Below are 17,464 nucleotides of genomic sequence, written 5' to 3' on the forward strand. Positions count from 1 at the left end.
GCCGTGACCCGTCTTGACCAGACCTTTGCCGATCTGAAGGCGCAAGGTCGCAAAGCCCTGATCCCCTTCATCACCGCCGGTGACCCGTATCCGGAAAAATCCGTCGAGCTGATGCTGGCCATGGCCGAAGCCGGTGCCGACGTGATCGAGCTGGGCGTGCCGTTTTCTGACCCGATGGCCGATGGCCCGGTGATCCAGAAGGCCGCCGAGCGTGCGCTGACCAAGGGCATTTCCCTGACCCATGTGCTGGCCGATGTGAAGGCTTTCCGTGCTCTCAACGCCACCACGCCGGTGGTGCTGATGGGCTACGCCAACCCGATCGAAGCCTACGACCAGCACCACGGTGCCGGCAGCTTCGTGCGCGATGCCAAGGCCTCGGGCGTGGACGGTGTGCTGGTGGTGGACTACCCGCCTGAAGAGTGCGAAACCTTTGCTGCCCAGATGAAGGCAGCCGACTTGGCACCTATCTTCCTGTTGGCCCCTACCTCGACCGAGGATCGCATGGCTGCTGTGGGTCGCATTGCGGCGGGCTATGTGTATTACGTGTCGCTCAAGGGCGTGACCGGTGCCGGGCACCTGGACACGGCCGCCGTGGCGGACATGGTGCCCCGCATCAAGGCGCACGTGAACGTGCCCGTGGGTGTGGGTTTTGGTATCCGTGACGCAGAGACCGCCAAGGCGGTGGCCGCTGTGTCTGACGCCGTGGTGATCGGTTCGCGCATCGTCCAGTTGCTGGAGACGCAGACCCCCGATACCGTGGTGGCTGCTGGACGCGATTTCATTGCCGAGATCCGTGCGGCCCTCGATTCCTTGAAAGGAGCCTGAGCATGAGCTGGCTTGAAAAACTGTTGCCCCCCAAGATCAACCCGACCGATCCGTCCGAGCGACGCTCGGTCCCGGAAGGCTTGTGGATCAAGTGCCCATCCTGCGAGACCGTTCTGTACAAGAACGATCTCGAAGCCAATGTGAACGTGTGCCCCAAGTGTGGCCACCACCACCGCATTGGCGCCCGCGCCCGCCTGGATGCCTTCCTGGATGCGGAAGGTCGCTATGAGCTGGGCCAGGAAGTGCTGCCCATCGACGCCCTGAAGTTCAAGGACAGCCGCAAGTACCCCGAGCGCCTGAAGCAGGGCATGGAAGCCACCGGCGAGACGGATGCCCTGATCGTGATGGGTGGCTCGGTGCACAGCATCCCGCTGATCGCGGCCTGCTTCGAGTTCGACTTCATGGGCGGCTCGATGGGCTCCGTGGTGGGTGAACGCTTCGTGCGCGGTGTGGAGGCGGCTGTGGACCAGAAGGTGCCCTTCGTCTCCTTCACCGCGACCGGTGGTGCACGCATGCAGGAAGGTCTGTTGAGCCTGATGCAGATGGCCAAGACCAACGCGGCCCTGACCCGTCTGGCCAAGGCCAAACTGCCTTACATCAGCGTTCTGACCGACCCGACCATGGGCGGCGTGTCCGCCTCGTTTGCCTTTGTCGGTGACATCGTGATCGCCGAGCCCAAGGCATTGATCGGCTTTGCCGGCCCCCGCGTGATCGAGAACACCGTGCGCGAGAAGCTGCCTGAAGGCTTCCAGCGCGCCGAGTTCCTGATGCAAAAGGGTGCCGTTGACATGATCATGGACCGCCGCGAACTGCGGGCGAACATCGCTCGTCAACTGGCGATGCTGCAGCGTTTGCCGACGGATGCCGTCTCGGCGTGAGCGTGATGTGTTGATGATCCCAGCCCGGGCACGCCACACAGGTGGCCGGGCTTTGACAGGCGGGCTGCGTTGAGTGCAGCCCGTTTTGTTTCCGAATGAGACGTGTGCCCCATGACCCCGAACCTGCCTGATTCACCCCCTGCTTTGCGCACGCTGGACGACTGGTTGTCGCATTGCGAGCGCCTGCACCCCGCTGGCATCGACCTGACCCTGGCGCGCGTCGCCGAGGTGTGGGCACGGACTGGGGTGGTGCTGGGCACGCCCCTGGGGCTGGAAGACGAGGAGCGCACCGCACCGGTGGTGTTCACGGTGGCGGGCACCAATGGCAAAGGCTCGACCTGCGCCATGCTCGAAGGCATCTTGCTCAAGGCAGGGTTCCGGGTGGGCGTGTATGGCTCGCCGCACCTGGTGCACTTTGAAGAGCGTTGCCGCATCATGGGCGAGCTGGTCAAGGCCGATGAGTTGGTGCCGCACTTTGCCGCCATCGAAGCGGCGCGGGGTGATGCGGCCCTGACGTATTTCGAGTTCACCACCCTGGCCATCTTGCGTCTGCTGGCGTCGAGCGAGCTGGATGCGGTGATTCTGGAAGTGGGCCTGGGCGGTCGCCTGGATGCCGTCAACGTCATCGACACCGACTGCGCCCTCATCACCAGCATCGACCTGGACCACATGGATTACCTGGGGCCGGACCGCGAGGCCATTGGCCGTGAGAAGGCCGGCATCATGCGTGCCGGTCGCCCGGCGGTGGTGTCCGACCCCCAGCCGCCGCAGAGTGTCATCGACCATGCCCAGCAACTGGGGGCGGACCTGTGGCTGTTCGGCCGTGATCACAACTACGCGGGCGACCGCCAGCAGTGGTCCTGGGGGGGGCGCAACAAGCGTTTCAACAGCATGGCCTATCCGGCTTTGCGTGGCGCCAACCAGCTGCTCAATGCTTCGGGGGTGTTGGCGGCCCTGGAGGCCGTGCGCCACCGCTTGCCGGTGTCGGCGCAGGCCGTGCGTACGGGCTTGGCCACAGTGGAATTGCCGGGCCGCTTCCAGATCATTCCGGGGCAGCCCACCTTGATCTTGGACGTGGCGCACAACCCGCATGCGGCGGCGACCCTGGCGGCCAATCTTGATCAGATGGGTTTTTTCCCGCGAACCCATGTGGTGTGGGGGGCGATGGCCGACAAGGACCTCGCCGGCATGGTCACACGTTTGCGGCCCCTGGTGGACGCCTGGTATTGCTGCGACCTGCCCACCGACCGGGCGGCCCCAGCGGCTCAGTTGCAGCAGGTGATCGAGGCGGACATCGCGGCGCGTCCGCTGGTCACGGCCCCGAAAGCGACCGTGAGCACCCACGCCGATCCCATGGCCGCGCTGACCGCCGCGCTGGCTGGCGCAGACCCGACGGATAGAATTGTGGTTTTCGGCTCCTTCTACACCGTGGGGGGGGTGCTGCATGAGGGCTTGCCCAAGCTCAACGCGCCGCATCTGCAGTCAAAAACCGAGTAAGCCTGCGTTCCTTACATTCTGTCCGACTGAGCAACCAGCATGCCTTTGCCTTCCTTCCTCCAGCGCTTGCGTGGCAAGGCCGACTCGGCTCAGCCTGAGCCGGAGCAGCCACCTTTGTCCGCGTCCGATGTCGAGGCCACCCGAGTGCGGGCCCGTCGTCGCCTGATCGGGATGGTGGTGCTGGTGGGGGCTGGGATCATCGGTTTTCCCTGGCTGTTCGAGACGCAGCCCCGCCCGATGTCGCAAGACGTTCAGATGGTGCGTGCGGGTGACGCTGGCGAGGGTCGGGGTGAGATCCGTCCCGCGGGCAAGGTGGCCATGGTGCAGGTGCCGGCGGAGACGCCGCCGGTGGCCGATGGCCCCGTGTCCCAGCAAGCGTCCCCAGAGGGTGACGAGGGGGGGGAAGAGATCGTCAGTACCGCGCCGCCGGTACGTTCGACCCCCGCGCCTCAGGTGGCAACCCCGCCCGCCCCCAAGCCGGAGTCCAAGGCTGTGGTCAAACCCGAGCCTAAGGCCGAAGCCAAGCCTGAACACAAGCCCGAACCCCGGCCCGAGCCCAAACCCAAGGCGGAGCCGAAGCCCGAGCCCAAGGCCGAAGCCAAGCCGAGCAAGTCCGTTGAGGCGGATGGGGCACGTTACGTGGTGCAGTTCGGCGCGTTCTCCGATGGCATCACGGCGCACGAGGCGCGGATGAAGGTGGAGCGACTGGGGCTTAAGACGTATATGCAGGAAGTCAAAACGCCCCAGGGCACGCGCATCCGGGTGCGCATGGGGCCCTATGCCAACCGTGCCGAAGCCGAGAAGGTGCTGGCGAGTTTGCGCAAGGCCGGCCTCGGTGGCGCGGTGTTGACGCTGTGAACCGGTCGAGGCCCCATTCCGCATGGACAGCGTGAACACGGTGACAGCAGGCGAGTGGTCGTTGATCGACCTCATGTTGTTGGTTGGCTTGGGCCTGTCCACGGTGGTGGGCATCTGGCGTGGACTGATCAAGGAAGTGATGGCGCTGCTGGGGTGGGCCGTGGCCTACTTCATGGCCCAGTGGTTCGGGCCGCAAGCGGGACTCTGGGTGCCCGTGGGCACGCCGGGCTCGCAGATGAATGCGGCGGCCGGCATGGTCGTGGTGTTCGTGGCGTCCTGGCTGGGTTGGGCGGTGCTGACCTGGGCGGTCACCCAGGTGATCAAAGAGTCCGGCTTGGGCGGTGCAGATCGTTTTTTTGGAGCGGTGTTTGGTCTGATGCGCGGGGTGCTCGTTGCCCTGGTGCTCGTGACCATCGTGCGCGCCACGCCTTTGGCACAGTGGGAGCCCTGGTTGGCATCCACGGGCGTCCATTGGTTGGAAATTTTGTTGGAGGGGCTTCGCCCCGTCTTGCCCGAGCAGGTGATCGAGTTCCTGCCCGCGCAATCTTGATACGACTTGAGCTTTGTTTTTTCGGAAGAGGTGAACCATGTGCGGCATCGTTGGTGTGATTTCCAAGGCGCCCGTCAACCAGTTGATCTATGACGCGCTGTTGCTGCTGCAACACCGTGGTCAGGATGCGGCGGGGATCGTGACGGCCGGACCGGATGCGCACGGTCGCAAGTTTTTCATGCACAAGGCCCGCGGCATGGTGAAGGACGTGTTCCGCACCCGCAACATGCGCGCTCTGCCGGGCACTGTGGGCTTGGGTCAGGTGCGTTACCCGACCGCAGGTAACGCCTTCAACGAAGAAGAGGCGCAGCCTTTTTACGTGAATGCGCCGTTCGGCCTGGTGCTGGTGCACAACGGCAACCTGACCAATGCCCACGCCCTGCGTGAGGACCTGTTCGCCATCGACCGTCGCCACCTCAACACCGACAGCGACACCGAAGTGCTGCTCAACGTGCTGGCTCACGAGCTGGAGCTGGCTGGACGTGAGCTGCCCCTGACCCCTGCGGCCGTCTTCCAGGCGGTGCGTGCGGTCATGAAGCGCATCAAGGGCTCCTATGCCGTGATCTGCCTGATCGCCGGCTACGGCATGCTGGCTTTCCGCGACCCTTACGGCATCCGTCCGCTGTGCTACGGCGAGGCTGATCTGCCGGATGGCCGCGAGGTGATGCTGGCCAGCGAATCCGTGGCCCTGGAAGGCACCAGCCACCGCTTCGTGCGCGACGTCGCGCCGGGCGAGGCCCTGTTCATCGACCTCGATGGCGTGGTGCACGCCGAGCAGTGTGCCGACCATGCCGTGCTCAACCCCTGCATGTTCGAGTACGTCTACCTGGCCCGTCCCGATTCGGTGATCGATGGCGTGTCGGTCTACCAGGCCCGCCTGGAAATGGGTGAGACCCTGGCCCAGCGCGTGATTTCGACCATGCCGCCGTCCGAAATCGACGTGGTCATTCCCATTCCGGAATCGAGCCGTCCCTCTGCGATGCAGCTGGCGCAGAAGCTGGGCAAGCCTTATCGCGAAGGTTTCGTGAAGAACCGCTACGTGGGCCGCACCTTCATCATGCCGGGGCAGGGCGTGCGCAAGAAGTCGGTGCGTCAGAAGCTCAATGCCATCGGCATGGAGTTCAAGGGTCGCAATGTGCTGCTGGTCGATGACTCCATCGTGCGCGGCACCACGTCCAAGGAAATCGTGCAGATGGCCCGCGAGGCCGGCGCCAACAAGGTCTACCTGGCCTCGGCAGCTCCCCCGGTGCGCTTCCCCAATGTGTACGGCATCGACATGCCCACCTCGACCGAGCTGGTGGCCCATGGCCGCACGACGGAAGAGATTCGCCAGATCATTGGCTGCGACGCCCTGATTTACCAGGACGTGGATGCGATGAAGCGGGTCGTGGGCAAGCTCAATCCGGCCATCAAGGGCTTCGAAGCCTCGTGCTTCGATGGCGTGTATGTCACCGGTGACGTGAGCGTCGCAGACTTTGCGGCCATCCAGTCGCAACGCCTGACGCAAAAGGGCGAGGACGATGCCAGCAACTCGCGTCTGGCCCTGCCGAACAAGCAAGAAGAATGAGCGAAGCGGAGTGTGCCGATGACCTCGCCTGATACCAAGAAGACATTGCCTCGCAAGGAACTACCGGCCGATGCGCGCATCGAGACGCTGGCGGTGCGTGAAGGCCTGCCCGCCACGCAATGGGGTGAAAACTCCGAAGCGCTGTTCCTGACCAGCAGCTTCAACCACCCCGATGCGGCCACGGCGGCGGCGCGCTTTGCCAACGAAGAGGAAGCCTTCGTCTACTCGCGTTTCACCAACCCGACGACGATGATGTTCGAGCGCCGGCTGGCCGCGCTCGAAGGCACCGAAGCGGCCATTGCCACGGCCAGTGGCATGAGCGCCATCTTGTTGCTGCTCATGGGCTTGCTCAAGTCGGGCGACCATGTGGTGTGCTCGCAAAGCGTGTTCGGCTCCACCATCTCGCTGCTGCAGAACCAGTTCGGCAAGTTCGGCGTGCAGGTCACCTTCGTGTCGCAGACCGATGTGCAGCAGTGGCGCGACGCCATGCAGCCCAACACCAAGCTGCTGTTTGCCGAGACCCCAAGCAACCCGCTCACCGAGGTGTGCGACATCCGCGCTCTGGCGGACATTGCCCATGCGGCGGGCGCATTGCTGGCCGTGGACAACTGCTTCTGCACACCCGCTTTGCAACAGCCCGTCAAGCTGGGCGCCGACCTGATCGTGCACTCCGGAACCAAGTACCTGGATGGGCAAGGGCGCGTGCTCGCCGGTGCCGTGTGCGGGCCGGATGCCATCATCAATGGTCCGCTGATGGCCGCCTTGCGCGGGGCAGGCATGTCGCTGTCGCCGTTCAATGCCTGGGTGGTGCTCAAGGGGCTGGAAACGCTCTCCATCCGCATGGCAGCGCAAAGTGCCAATGCCCTGAAGCTGGCCCAGTGGCTGGAGCAGCAGCCCGGTGTGGATACGGTCTACTACCCCGGTCTGCCCAGCCATCCGCAGCACGACCTCGCGATGGCGCAACAAAATGGTTGTGGCGGCGCGGTGGTCTCCTTCACTGTCAAGCCGGTCGTGGGCGACATCACCGGGACCGGTCCGGCGGGTCTGGACGAAGCCTCGCTGCGTCTGCGCCAAGCCGCGTTCCACGCGATCGACCAGACCCGTCTGTGCTCGATCACGTCGAACCTGGGCGACACCAAGACTCTCATCACCCATCCGGCCAGCACCTCGCACGGTCGCCTGAGTGAAACCCAGCGCCTGGCCGCGGGCATCACGCAAGGCATGATCCGCGTGGCCGTGGGCCTCGAACACATTGACGACCTCAAGGCCGATCTGGCCCGCGGTCTGGACACCTTGAACGTATGAGCCAAGTTCGCACCCGTTTCGCCCCGTCTCCCACGGGCTTCATCCACCTGGGCAACATCCGCTCGGCCTTGTACCCCTGGGCCTTTGCGCGCGCCAACCAGGGTGTGTTCATCCTGCGCATCGAAGACACCGATGTCGAGCGCTCCTCGCAAGAAGCCGTGGACGTCATCCTTGAAGGCATGGCCTGGTTGGGCCTGAACCACGACGAGGGTCCGTACTACCAGATGCAGCGCATGGACCGCTACAAGGTCGTGCTGCAGGAGATGCAGGACCAGGGCCTGGTCTATCCCTGCTACATGTCCACGTCCGAGCTGGACGCTCTGCGTGAGCGCCAGATGGCCAACAAGGAAAAGCCGCGCTACGACGGTACCTGGCGTCCGGAGCCCGGCAAGACCTTGCCGCCGGTGCCGGAAGGCGTCAAGCCCGTGCTGCGCTTCAAGAACCCGCAAGGTGGTTCGGTGGTGTGGGATGACAAGGTCAAGGGCCGCATCGAGATCAGCAACGACGAGCTCGATGACCTGGTCATTGCCCGCCCCGACGGCACGCCCACCTACAACTTCTGCGTGGTGGTGGACGACATGGACATGGGCATCACCCATGTGATCCGTGGCGACGACCATGTCAACAACACCCCGCGCCAGATCAACATCCTGCGCGCACTGGGCCAGGAGCCCCCGGTGTACGCCCACCTGCCCACCGTGCTCAACGAGCAGGGCGAGAAGATGAGCAAGCGCCACGGCGCCAAGGCCGTCACGCAGTACCGCGACGAAGGCTATCTGGCCGACGCCATCGTGAACTACCTGGCCCGCCTGGGCTGGAGCCACGGCGACGACGAGATCTTCTCGCGTCAGCAACTGGTCGAGTGGTTCAACCTGGATCACCTGGGCAAGAGCGCCGGTCAGTTCGACGAGGCCAAGCTGCGCTGGGTGGCCCAGCAGCATATGAAGACCGCCGACGACGCCATGCTGGCGGGCCTGGTGCGCGAGCAATTCGTCCGCCATGGCGTGACCTTGCCGGCGGCGTTGCAAACAGGCGACAAGCTGACGGCCTTGTGCGCGCTGTTCAAGGACCGCTGCGCCACCACCATCGAGCTGATGGAGTGGCTGACGATGTATGTGCAGCACCTCCACGCCCCGGCGGAAGAGCTGGCCGCCCAGTTGACCGAGGTGACCCGTCCCGCCGTGCTGGCCTTGGCCAAGCGTCTGGAGAGTGTGGCATGGGAGAAGGACGCCATCAGCCAGGCCATCAAGGACACCTTGAAGGAAGCTGGCTTGAAGATGCCGCAATTGGCCATTCCCGTACGCCTGCTGGTATGTGGGCGCTCGCAGACGCCTTCGGTGGATGCTGTGCTGGCGTTGTTCGAGCGCGATGACGTGCTCGCGCGTCTGGCGCGCACTTCGACCTGAGGCCCTCTTCGTGTGGCGCCTGGGACAGGGCGTCGCACGAGGGTGTCGCATCGCATCGACAGCCCCAAGTTTTTTGCAAGCTCTTGATGACGGTAAAAGTTTCGGTATATACTCTCAGTCTCGCTTGAACGACGCTTTGTTTGAATGAACGAAGCAGCCGGGCAGCTCGAAAGGGTGCAAATCCTGACGGGGGTATAGCTCAGCTGGGAGAGCGCTTGCATGGCATGCAAGAGGTCAGCGGTTCGATCCCGCTTACCTCCACCATCACAGGTGGTCAGGTTGCTGAGGTTGCCAGGTAAAGCGTCGATCAGGTTGCATGAAGGATTCAGTCCCCTTCGTCTAGAGGCCTAGGACACCACCCTTTCACGGTGACTACAGGGGTTCGAATCCCCTAGGGGACGCCAAGTTTTGACGGCACTTGGCTTGCGCAAGCAAGCACAGACGTCAGCCACTGCGGAGTGGTAGTTCAGTTGGTTAGAATACCGGCCTGTCACGCCGGGGGTCGCGGGTTCGAGTCCCGTCCACTCCGCCAAGGTATTTCAGGTGCCGCTGGTGACACAGCGACACCTTTGTTGATGGATCAGTCTCGGTGCCAGTCTGGCGCCCTGAGTGCGCAAGCATGAGGGGGTATAGCTCAGCTGGGAGAGCGCTTGCATGGCATGCAAGAGGTCAGCGGTTCGATCCCGCTTACCTCCACCAAAGACGCCGACAGGTTGGTACCTGTCGTGATGGTGGCGACAGGCGGCGACGGGTTGAATCATCAGCAGACAATTTGTTTTGACGGAGTCCCCTTCGTCTAGAGGCCTAGGACACCACCCTTTCACGGTGACTACAGGGGTTCGAATCCCCTAGGGGACGCCAAGTTTTGACGGCGCTTGGTTTGCGACAGCAAGCACAGACGTCAGCCACTGCGGAGTGGTAGTTCAGTTGGTTAGAATACCGGCCTGTCACGCCGGGGGTCGCGGGTTCGAGTCCCGTCCACTCCGCCAAGGTATTTCAGGTGCTGCTGGTGACACAGCGACACCTTTGTTGATGGATCAGTCTCGGTGCCAGTTTGGCGCCCCGATTGCGCAAGCATGAGGGGGTATAGCTCAGCTGGGAGAGCGCTTGCATGGCATGCAAGAGGTCAGCGGTTCGATCCCGCTTACCTCCACCAATCACCCGCGTGTGTCGCGTGCGGGTCACGGTGGCGACAAGCCGGTAGCGAGGCAGGTACAATCAGCGACAAGTTAGTTTGACGGAGTCCCCTTCGTCTAGAGGCCTAGGACACCACCCTTTCACGGTGACTACAGGGGTTCGAATCCCCTAGGGGACGCCAAGTTTTGACGGCGCTTGGTTTGCGTAAGCAAGCACAGACGTCAGCCACTGCGGAGTGGTAGTTCAGTTGGTTAGAATACCGGCCTGTCACGCCGGGGGTCGCGGGTTCGAGTCCCGTCCACTCCGCCAAAAAATGCAAAGCCCTGATGCGCAAGCGTCAGGGCTTTTTGCTTGGCGCGAACCTTGGCTGGAGGTGGTGCGCTCGGTGTGTGCGCCAAGGGGGCCAGACAGGGCAGGCCAAGCAGGCCTGCCCGAGCGATCAGGCCTGTACCGCAGCGCCCGGCGTGCGGCGACCGAACATGGCCCAGCTCTCGATCGTCATCACGATCTCGTCACGCTGGTTGAGGGCTTCCCAGCGCGTCTGCACCAGACCAACATGCGGCTTGCTCTTCATGGGGCGGCTGTCGAGCACGGTCATGCGGGCACGCAGCGCGTCACCCACCAGCACCGGCTTGTGCCATTTCAGCGAATCCAGTCCGGGTGAGCCCAGGCTGCTGGAATCGAGGATGAAACCATCGCACATCATGCGCATGACGATGCCTGCGGTGTGCCAGCCGCTGGCGGCCAGACCACCAAACAGCGAGGCCTTGCCGGCCTCCTCATCGAGGTGGAACGGTTGAGGATCGAAATCCCTGGCGAATTGGACGATCTCGTCGCGGCCCACTTCGCGCGGGCCGAAGGTCATGCTCAGCCCGGGGGTGAAGTCTTCCCAGTACCAGCGGGGTGACGAGGTGCTTGTGCCGGTTTCGGCCTGACTCATGGCTTGTCCTTGTGACGTGGGTGAGTGGGTTTGAATTTGATCTCTTCGCGCAGGCTGCGCTCGATGGCGCGGCGGGCCTCGGCGCGCTCCTTCGCCTTGAGACTCTGCGGCGTCTGGTGCGCGCCGGCTTTGCGCTGCAAGGCGGGGGCCACCAGCGGATTGCGGGGTTTGAGTCCCGGCACGACCAGCGGAGGCTGTTGCGTGAGCTTTTTCTTGCGAACGGCAGTCATGGCGGTGGCGGCTAGGGGTGGACCGGCGGCGGGCTGCGCAGGGGCGCAGGGCGGTTGGCCAGCCAGGTGCCCAAGGCGATGACGACGGTGCTGAGCAGCATCCAGCTGGTGATGCGCTCATTCAAGAAGAGCGCGCCCCACAGCATGCCAAAAACCGGGATCAGGAAGGTGACGGTGAGGGCCTGATTGGGGCCAATGCGTCCGATCAGGCGGAAGAACACGATCTGCGCCAGGCCGGTGCAGACAATGCCCAGGGCCAGCAAGGCAAACCACACCGTCCCGGGGACCTCGTGCCAGTAGTGGGCCGTGTGCGGAGGCACCGGTTGGGGGCCGAGCCACAGGGCTGGGCCGATCATCACGAGCGCCGTCATGCACAGCGTGCCAGTGGCGTTGCTCAGCGGGCTGAGGGCGTGCAGGTGGCGGCGGGCCACATGCACCGACAAGGCGTACGACAGTGTCGCGCACAGCATCAAGGCGACGGCCAGCAGGCTGCCTTTACCGGGCGGGATGGCGCCTTTGTCGGCAGTCAGCAGGGCGACACCCAGCAGGCCGAGGGTCAGGCCCAAGCTGCGCGTCAGGTGCATGCGCTCACGCAGCCATAACCAGCCGACGAACGCGCCCCACATGGGGGTGGTGGCGTTGAGTATGGACATCAGGCCCGCAGGCAGGTGGCGCGCGGCCACACTCAGGCAGAGGAAGGGCAGGCCGAACGCCAGCAGGCCGCAGACCAGCAAAGGCCGGGCAGAGCGCAGCAGTTGCGCGCCGTCGCGTTTGAGCAAGACGATGGGCAGCAGCAACAACACGGCCGAGCTGACGCGGAAGGCCGCCAGGCCCACCGGGCCCACCACGGGCGCAGCGACATGCAGGAACAGGAAGGAGCCGCCCCAGACGGCAGCCAAGGCCAGCATGGCCAACATGTCGCGAAATGTCATATCCCTCACATCGTAGCGGCAAGGCAGCCACCGTGCAGCCGACCTTGAATCGCGGGGTTTGTGCAAGTTATCGGTCTGTGAGGGCAAAGTGGCAGGTGCAGTCCTTAAAATCGCCATCTGTCATCACGCTCCACGAACGAAAGACTGCCATGCAAGTTGCCGCTTCCATTTTCAAGGCCTACGACATCCGGGGCATCGTCGGTCAGACCTTGAGCGAGGCGATGGCCGAGCACCTGGGCCGAGCCTTCGGGACCGAGGCGCTGAAGCTGGGTGAAAAGGCCGTGGCCGTTGGGCGTGATGGTCGCGTCTCGGGGCCTTCGCTCAGTTCCGCCCTGATCGCCGGCCTGCGCAGCACCGGCATCAACGTGATCGACTTGGGCGCGGTGACCACGCCGATGCTGTACTACGTGGCCGCCACGCGCGGAGAGCAGGGCTGCCACAGCGGCATTCAGGTGACCGGCAGCCACAACCCCAAGGACTACAACGGCTTCAAGATGGTGCTGGCCGGTCGCGCCATTTACGGTGACGACATCCAGGGCCTGCGCCAGCGCATTGAGGCTGAAGATTATGTGCAGGGCAGCGGCGCCTTGAGCGAGCTGAACGTGTTGGCCGAGTACACGCAGCGCATCATCGGTGACTGCAAGCTGGCCCGCCCGATGAAGATCGTGGTGGACTCGGGCAACGGCATTCCCGGTGCATCGGCGCCCGGCATCCTGCGGGCGCTGGGCTGTGAGGTGATCGAGCTGTTCTCGGAAGTGGATGGCGATTTCCCCAACCACCATCCGGACCCCTCCAAGCCCGAGAACTTGCGCGACCTGATCGCCGCGGTGAAAGAGCACGGTGCCGAGCTGGGCCTGGCCTTTGACGGTGACGGCGACCGCCTCGGTGTGGTGACCCGTGAGGGCAACAACATCTTCCCTGACCGTCAGATCATGCTGTTTGCGCGCGACGTGCTGACGCGCGTGCCGGGCGGTCAGATCATTTACGACGTCAAGTGCAGCCAGCAGCTGGCCATGGCCGTGCGTGCGGCCGGCGGCGTGCCGGTGATGTACAAGACCGGGCATTCGCTGGTCAAGGCCAAGCTCAAGGAAACCGGCGCACCGTTCGCCGGCGAGATGAGCGGTCACATCTTCTTTGCCGAGCGTTGGTATGGCTTTGACGATGCGACCTACACGGCCGGTCGCTTGCTGGAGATCCTGAGCAAGGTGGCCGACCCCAGCGCCGTGCTCGATGCCTTGCCCACCAGTTTCAGCACGCCCGAGTTGAACGTGGCTTGCGCCGAGGGCGAGCACCATGAGGTGATCGAGAAGCTGCGCCAGACGGCGCGCTTTGAAGGCGCCGAGCTGACGACGATCGACGGCCTGCGCGCCGACTATCCGGATGGCTTTGGCCTGGTGCGTGCGTCGAACACGACGCCGGTGCTGGTGCTGCGCTTCGAGGGCCAGACGCCCGAGGCGCTGGCACGCATCCAGGCGCACTTCATGGCCGCCGTGCTGGCCGTCAAGCCCGATGCCCACCTGGGCGCCTCGGCGCACTGAGGGCGAGACGGGCTGTCTGGTTTGCGTGATTCTGAGCCGAACGATGTGGCATTGAAGCTCTGGCTGGCCCGCCAGGCTTACAGCCTGCTGTTGCGCCTGGGCACGCCGGCCTACCTGTGGCGGGTGTGGGCACGTGGGCGCGAGGAGCCGGCCTACCGTGCCGACTGGCCGTGGCGGCTGGGCTGGTATGGACGTGCCTATCGTGAGGCGGTGCGGCGTGCCCCGGGGCGTCCGGTGCTGTGGTTGCACGCGGTGTCGCTGGGCGAGGCCCGTGCGGCCGCGCCTTTGGTTCAGGCCTTGCGGGCGCAACGTCCTGGCATGCGTCTGTTGCTGACGCACACGACGGCGACGGGCCGTGAGGCCGGCCGCGCCTTGCTGCAAGAGGGTGACCTGCAGACCTGGTTGCCTTACGACACCCCCGGCGCGGTGCGGCGTTTCCTGCGCTTGCACCGTCCGCAAGTGGGCGTGCTGATGGAGACCGAGGTGTGGCCGAATCTGCAGCACGAGGCGCGTTGCGCCGGGGTGCCGATGGTGTTGGCCAACGCACGCCTGAGCGAGAAAAGCCTGAAGCAGGGACTGCGCGTGGGCGCGCTGATGCGCCCGGCGGCTCAGGCCATGAGCCTGTGCCTGGCGCAGACGCCCGAAGATGCCGAGCGCCTGATGCGCATGGGCGCGCCGCGGGTGCGCGTGGCCGGCAATGTGAAGTTTGACATGACGCCGGCGGCGTCGCTGCTGGCGCTGGGGCGAGCTTGGCAAGCGGCCAGTGCACGCCCGCTGGTGCTGGCCGCCAGCACGCGCGAGGGTGAAGAGCCGGGCTTGTTGGCAGCCTGGCAGGCGGCGTGCGCCAGCTTGGCATCGGATGAACATCGCCCGCGCTTGTGGATCGTGCCCCGCCATCCGCAGCGCTTTGACGAGGTGGCCACGCTGGTGCGGGAGGCGGGCTGGAGTCTGTCGCGCCGCAGTGCCTGGTCGCAGGGCATGCCCGATGCGGCCGCGCAGTCAGCCGACGTCTGGCTGGGGGATTCGATGGGCGAGATGCCGGCCTACTACGCGGCGGCGCGTGTGGCCTTGTTGGGCGGAAGTTTTGCGCCCTTGGGCGGGCAGAACCTCATCGAGGCGGCGGCCTGTGGCTGCCCGGTGGTGATGGGACCTTCGACCTTCAACTTTGCCGAGGCGGCGGTCTTGAGTGAACAGGCGGGTGCGGCGCTGCGGGTGGCCGATTGGGCTGAAGGCGTGGCGCAGGCGCTGCGCGTGTGCGAGCCGGCCGTGCAGGGACCGATGTCGGCGCGTGCGCTGGGGTTTGCGCAGGCCCACCGTGGGGCAGCGCAGGCCATGGCCGAGGCCATCTGGGCCGCAGCCCGCGCCGACTGAGGCCAACGCTGCGGCCTCGTTCAAGCCGCGCTCAGGCCTTGCACACGGTGATTCGCACCGTCAAGGGGTGGTCGGCAGCAGATCCTGCCATTCGGCGTGACGGCGGATGTACACGGCCACATAACTGCACACCGGGTTGACGCGCAGGCCCTGGGCCCGTGCCCAGGTGAGGGCCGCTGTCACCAACTGGGCCGCGATGCCACGGCCTTCCAGTGCGGGGGGGACGCCGGTGTGCGTCAGGTGCATGACGCCTTGGGACAGGTGGTAGTCGGCCTCACAGCGCAAACCATCCACGATGGTCTCGAAGCGCCCGAGCTCGGGGTGGTGGACGATGGTCAGGGGTGTCGAGGGAGTCATGGGAAACGCTTCCTGAAAGATGGGTGGCGCAGCCGAGGCGGTCAGACCCAGCCCAGCGCGCCCAGCAGAGCGCCGGCACAGATCAACCAGATCAGCCGAATCTTGGTGCGCCACACCAGCACGGCCACGACGGCGCTCAAGAGCAGGGCACGTGGCTGGGTGGCCAGCGGGGGTGCCAGCACCCAGCCCGTGGCCAGCAGCAGGCCCACCGTCACCGGCATCATGCCAGCCTGAAAGGCCTGCACGCTCAACCAGTGTCGCCGTGTGGACACCCAGCGTGCCACCGCCAGGGCCAGCGTGGTGGACGGGATCATGATGCCCAGCATGCTGATGAGGGCACCGCCGATGCCACCGGCATACCAGCCGAACAGGCCCACAAAGAGCACATTGGGGCCGGGTGCGGCCTGGGCCAGGGCGATGGCGGCGGTGAAATCCCCATCGCTGAGCAAATGGTCATCGACCACCAGGCGCCGGTGCATGTCGGACACCAGGGTGATGGCGCCGCCGATCGACATCAGCGACAGGGCAATGAAGTGGCCAAACAGGCTCCACCACACCTCCGGGGCCCACATCAGTGGGGACATGATCAGCGGCGCACCACCCTGGCTCATGTGCCCTCCGGGGGCAGGGCGGCAGGGCGGCGACGACGCAGCACAACGTAGGTGAACACGCAGGCGGCGCCCCCCAGGCCCAGCAGCACCCAGACCAGGGGCCAGCGCAGCCAGATCATCATGGCCAGCGCCAGAACGGCCAGTGCCAGCGCGGTGGGCCAACCCAGCTCATGCTGGCGCATGGGGGCGGACAGCTTGAGCACCGTGCCCACGATCTGGCCCGCCGCCACGGCCGCGATGCCACCCAGCGCGCCCTTGATCAGGCCCTGGAGGTCTTGCACCTGCGCGGCCTCACCCAGCAGCCAGGCCAGGCCCAGCATCAGCACCAGGGGGGCGGTGACCATGCCGGCCAGGGCCACCAGCGCGCCGCGCCAGCCGAAAAAGCGGTCCCCGATCATCAGGGAAAGGTTGCAGACGTTCGGGCCCGGCAGCACCTGCGCGGTCGACAGCAGTTCAACGAACTCGCGCGGGGTGAGCCACTGGTGCCGGTCACACAGCTCGCGTTGGGCGACAGCCAGCACGCCGCCGAATCCCTGCAGCGCCAGCACCGAGAAGGCGATGAACAGCTCGGTGAGCGAAGCGGGCCGCGCGGTCGCCGGTTCGGCGGGCGTGGCCGGATCCACGTCAGCCATAGACGGCGACGACCTGGTAGCCCAGTGCAGCCAGTTGGCCGCAGGGCGTCCACAAGGTGGTTTTTTCGTTCACATAGCCTTCGCCCGTAGCGAGCGCGTCCTTGTCCAGGCGCCAGTGGCCATCGTGCTGACCGATGTTGACCGGGCGCAACTCCAAGGCCCAGGACACGGACGATGCCGGGGCGAACCCCTTGAGCTGCGACAGCGCCGGGGTCGGGCCCGCGTCGGCCAGCAGCACGGCCTGCAGTTCGGTGTCGATGCCGGCGTGGTCTATCAGGCGCACATAGGCGCGGCTGTGCCAGACGTCGTCGCCGGTGAAGGGCACACCCCCTTCCGCATGTCGGAACTCGAGATGCTGCGTGAACGCCGGGGTCATGCCGGGAACGAAAGGCCAGGGAAAGGCGTCTTCGATGCCTTTCTCCACCGCCACCTGAGGGGGGCGCAATGCGGGGAGGGCGGACTCGCGCCCGCTGCCGAAGACGCCCAGCAGTACGCCGGCGATCTGTTCCTGGCCGTCGGCATCCGCTTGCAGGATCTGGGCTTTGACCTGGCGGATGTTCTTGCCCTGGCGCAGCAGCGTGACGTCGATCTGCACCACGCCCGGTGAAACGGGGCCCACAAAATTGGTTTGCAAGGCACGCAAAGGCCAGTCGCTGCCGCAGACATCGCGCATGGCCTGCACGGCCAGCACCGAGAGCAGCCCGCCGAACATGGTGCGGCCCTGTTGCCAGTCTTCGGTGACGCGGAAGCTGACCCGTTGCCCCTCACGTTCACGGTGGTCCAGCAACTGGGCCAGGGGGACGATCGGGGAGCTCTCTGTCTTCATGGTG

The 17,464-nt window shown here is 65.3% G+C and carries 17 protein-coding genes and 9 tRNA genes; 19 read left to right on the forward strand and 7 right to left on the reverse strand.

Annotated features, from left to right (window positions below; genetic code table 11):
• The first annotated feature begins 3 nt into the window (after window positions 1–3).
• From trpA to AC3WW4_RS06815, 17 genes are all read left to right on the forward strand, one after another.
• Window positions 4–825, forward strand: a complete 822-nt coding sequence (gene trpA, locus AC3WW4_RS06735; protein ID WP_488829699.1) for a tryptophan synthase subunit alpha — start codon at window positions 4–6, stop codon at window positions 823–825.
• 2 nt (window positions 826–827) lie between these two features.
• Window positions 828–1,703 carry an acetyl-CoA carboxylase, carboxyltransferase subunit beta gene (gene accD / locus AC3WW4_RS06740; protein WP_488827608.1) on the forward strand — a complete coding sequence of 292 codons (876 nt, stop codon included), beginning with the start codon at window positions 828–830 and terminating at the stop codon, window positions 1,701–1,703.
• Between the two features lie 111 nt (window positions 1,704–1,814).
• Complete coding sequence (gene folC / locus AC3WW4_RS06745; protein ID WP_488827610.1) at window positions 1,815–3,200, forward strand: bifunctional tetrahydrofolate synthase/dihydrofolate synthase; 1,386 nt, start codon at window positions 1,815–1,817, stop codon at window positions 3,198–3,200.
• Between the two features lie 39 nt (window positions 3,201–3,239).
• Window positions 3,240–4,058, forward strand: a complete 819-nt coding sequence (locus AC3WW4_RS06750) for an SPOR domain-containing protein (protein WP_488827612.1) — start codon at window positions 3,240–3,242, stop codon at window positions 4,056–4,058.
• Window positions 4,059–4,080: 22 nt separating this feature from the next.
• Window positions 4,081–4,608, forward strand: a complete 528-nt coding sequence (locus AC3WW4_RS06755) for a CvpA family protein (RefSeq protein ID WP_488827614.1) — start codon at window positions 4,081–4,083, stop codon at window positions 4,606–4,608.
• A 37-nt stretch (window positions 4,609–4,645) separates the two neighbouring features.
• Window positions 4,646–6,175: an amidophosphoribosyltransferase gene (purF, locus tag AC3WW4_RS06760; RefSeq protein WP_488827616.1), complete on the forward strand. Its 1,530-nt coding sequence runs from the start codon at window positions 4,646–4,648 to the stop codon at window positions 6,173–6,175.
• Between the two features lie 18 nt (window positions 6,176–6,193).
• Window positions 6,194–7,480, forward strand: coding sequence for an O-succinylhomoserine sulfhydrylase (locus AC3WW4_RS06765; RefSeq protein ID WP_488827618.1), 1,287 nt, complete (start codon window positions 6,194–6,196; stop codon window positions 7,478–7,480).
• Entirely contained in the window at window positions 7,477–8,886 is a 1,410-nt protein-coding gene (gltX, locus tag AC3WW4_RS06770; protein ID WP_488827620.1) for a glutamate--tRNA ligase, read from the forward strand. The genes AC3WW4_RS06765 and gltX overlap by 4 nt, the downstream gene beginning before the upstream one ends.
• A gap of 188 nt (window positions 8,887–9,074) precedes the next feature.
• A tRNA-Ala gene (locus AC3WW4_RS06775) sits at window positions 9,075–9,150 on the forward strand.
• Window positions 9,151–9,214: 64 nt separating this feature from the next.
• Window positions 9,215–9,290 (forward strand) — tRNA-Glu (locus tag AC3WW4_RS06780).
• Window positions 9,291–9,341: 51 nt separating this feature from the next.
• Window positions 9,342–9,418 (forward strand) — tRNA-Asp (locus AC3WW4_RS06785).
• A 91-nt stretch (window positions 9,419–9,509) separates the two neighbouring features.
• Window positions 9,510–9,585 (forward strand) — tRNA-Ala (locus AC3WW4_RS06790).
• A gap of 86 nt (window positions 9,586–9,671) precedes the next feature.
• Window positions 9,672–9,747: transfer RNA gene (locus AC3WW4_RS06795), tRNA-Glu, on the forward strand.
• Between the two features lie 51 nt (window positions 9,748–9,798).
• Window positions 9,799–9,875 (forward strand) — tRNA-Asp (locus tag AC3WW4_RS06800).
• 91 nt (window positions 9,876–9,966) lie between these two features.
• Window positions 9,967–10,042, forward strand: a tRNA-Ala gene (locus AC3WW4_RS06805).
• Between the two features lie 86 nt (window positions 10,043–10,128).
• Window positions 10,129–10,204, forward strand: a tRNA-Glu gene (locus tag AC3WW4_RS06810).
• A gap of 51 nt (window positions 10,205–10,255) precedes the next feature.
• Window positions 10,256–10,332: transfer RNA gene (locus AC3WW4_RS06815), tRNA-Asp, on the forward strand.
• A 130-nt stretch (window positions 10,333–10,462) separates the two neighbouring features.
• Here AC3WW4_RS06815 and AC3WW4_RS06820 read toward each other — a convergent pair.
• From AC3WW4_RS06820 to AC3WW4_RS06830, 3 genes are read right to left on the reverse strand one after another with little or no spacing between them, the layout of a single operon-like run.
• On the reverse strand, window positions 10,463–10,963 hold the full coding sequence (locus AC3WW4_RS06820; RefSeq protein WP_488827622.1) for a MaoC family dehydratase: 501 nt from the start codon (window positions 10,961–10,963) through the stop codon (window positions 10,463–10,465).
• Window positions 10,960–11,193 carry a hypothetical protein gene (locus tag AC3WW4_RS06825; RefSeq protein ID WP_488827624.1) on the reverse strand — a complete coding sequence of 78 codons (234 nt, stop codon included), beginning with the start codon at window positions 11,191–11,193 and terminating at the stop codon, window positions 10,960–10,962. Before AC3WW4_RS06825 ends, AC3WW4_RS06820 begins: the two co-directional genes overlap by 4 nt.
• Before the next feature lie 11 nt (window positions 11,194–11,204).
• Complete coding sequence (locus AC3WW4_RS06830; RefSeq protein ID WP_488827626.1) at window positions 11,205–12,125, reverse strand: DMT family transporter; 921 nt, start codon at window positions 12,123–12,125, stop codon at window positions 11,205–11,207.
• Window positions 12,126–12,274: 149 nt separating this feature from the next.
• On the opposite strand from AC3WW4_RS06830, the gene AC3WW4_RS06835 reads away from it, so the two are divergent.
• Window positions 12,275–13,663, forward strand: a complete 1,389-nt coding sequence (locus AC3WW4_RS06835) for a phosphomannomutase/phosphoglucomutase (protein ID WP_488827628.1) — start codon at window positions 12,275–12,277, stop codon at window positions 13,661–13,663.
• A 45-nt stretch (window positions 13,664–13,708) separates the two neighbouring features.
• A complete protein-coding gene (locus AC3WW4_RS06840) occupies window positions 13,709–15,034 on the forward strand; it encodes a 3-deoxy-D-manno-octulosonic acid transferase (protein WP_488827630.1) in 1,326 nt (441 codons plus the stop codon).
• 60 nt (window positions 15,035–15,094) lie between these two features.
• Here the strand turns inward: AC3WW4_RS06840 and AC3WW4_RS06845 are convergent, their stop codons facing one another.
• The 4 genes from AC3WW4_RS06845 to AC3WW4_RS06860 are packed head-to-tail and all read right to left on the reverse strand — an operon-like array spanning window position 15,095 to window position 17,460.
• Complete coding sequence (locus AC3WW4_RS06845) at window positions 15,095–15,391, reverse strand: GNAT family N-acetyltransferase (protein WP_428019957.1); 297 nt, start codon at window positions 15,389–15,391, stop codon at window positions 15,095–15,097.
• A 41-nt stretch (window positions 15,392–15,432) separates the two neighbouring features.
• Complete coding sequence (locus tag AC3WW4_RS06850; RefSeq protein WP_488827633.1) at window positions 15,433–16,002, reverse strand: chromate transporter; 570 nt, start codon at window positions 16,000–16,002, stop codon at window positions 15,433–15,435.
• Entirely contained in the window at window positions 15,999–16,634 is a 636-nt protein-coding gene (locus tag AC3WW4_RS06855) for a chromate transporter (RefSeq protein ID WP_300155715.1), read from the reverse strand. The genes AC3WW4_RS06850 and AC3WW4_RS06855 overlap by 4 nt, the downstream gene beginning before the upstream one ends.
• Entirely contained in the window at window positions 16,627–17,460 is an 834-nt protein-coding gene (locus AC3WW4_RS06860) for an acyl-CoA thioesterase (protein ID WP_300155712.1), read from the reverse strand. The genes AC3WW4_RS06855 and AC3WW4_RS06860 overlap by 8 nt, the downstream gene beginning before the upstream one ends.
• Window positions 17,461–17,464 lie beyond the last annotated feature (4 nt).

This window comes from Aquabacterium sp. TM01 (assembly GCF_057808345.1).

Coding starts and splice junctions, on each gene's coding strand:
- purF (WP_488827616.1), top strand. CDS start 4,646: ATGTGCGGCATCGTTGGTGTGATTTCCAAGGCGCCCGTCAACCAGTTG.
- AC3WW4_RS06820 (WP_488827622.1), bottom strand. CDS start 10,963: ATGAGTCAGGCCGAAACCGGCACAAGCACCTCGTCACCCCGCTGGTAC.
- folC (WP_488827610.1), top strand. CDS start 1,815: ATGACCCCGAACCTGCCTGATTCACCCCCTGCTTTGCGCACGCTGGAC.
- AC3WW4_RS06855 (WP_300155715.1), bottom strand. CDS start 16,634: ATGGCTGACGTGGATCCGGCCACGCCCGCCGAACCGGCGACCGCGCGG.
- AC3WW4_RS06830 (WP_488827626.1), bottom strand. CDS start 12,125: ATGACATTTCGCGACATGTTGGCCATGCTGGCCTTGGCTGCCGTCTGG.
- AC3WW4_RS06825 (WP_488827624.1), bottom strand. CDS start 11,193: ATGACTGCCGTTCGCAAGAAAAAGCTCACGCAACAGCCTCCGCTGGTC.
- AC3WW4_RS06835 (WP_488827628.1), top strand. CDS start 12,275: ATGCAAGTTGCCGCTTCCATTTTCAAGGCCTACGACATCCGGGGCATC.
- AC3WW4_RS06750 (WP_488827612.1), top strand. CDS start 3,240: ATGCCTTTGCCTTCCTTCCTCCAGCGCTTGCGTGGCAAGGCCGACTCG.
- AC3WW4_RS06755 (WP_488827614.1), top strand. CDS start 4,081: ATGGACAGCGTGAACACGGTGACAGCAGGCGAGTGGTCGTTGATCGAC.
- AC3WW4_RS06850 (WP_488827633.1), bottom strand. CDS start 16,002: ATGAGCCAGGGTGGTGCGCCGCTGATCATGTCCCCACTGATGTGGGCC.
- AC3WW4_RS06860 (WP_300155712.1), bottom strand. CDS start 17,460: ATGAAGACAGAGAGCTCCCCGATCGTCCCCCTGGCCCAGTTGCTGGAC.
- gltX (WP_488827620.1), top strand. CDS start 7,477: ATGAGCCAAGTTCGCACCCGTTTCGCCCCGTCTCCCACGGGCTTCATC.
- AC3WW4_RS06845 (WP_428019957.1), bottom strand. CDS start 15,391: ATGACTCCCTCGACACCCCTGACCATCGTCCACCACCCCGAGCTCGGG.
- accD (WP_488827608.1), top strand. CDS start 828: ATGAGCTGGCTTGAAAAACTGTTGCCCCCCAAGATCAACCCGACCGAT.
- AC3WW4_RS06765 (WP_488827618.1), top strand. CDS start 6,194: ATGACCTCGCCTGATACCAAGAAGACATTGCCTCGCAAGGAACTACCG.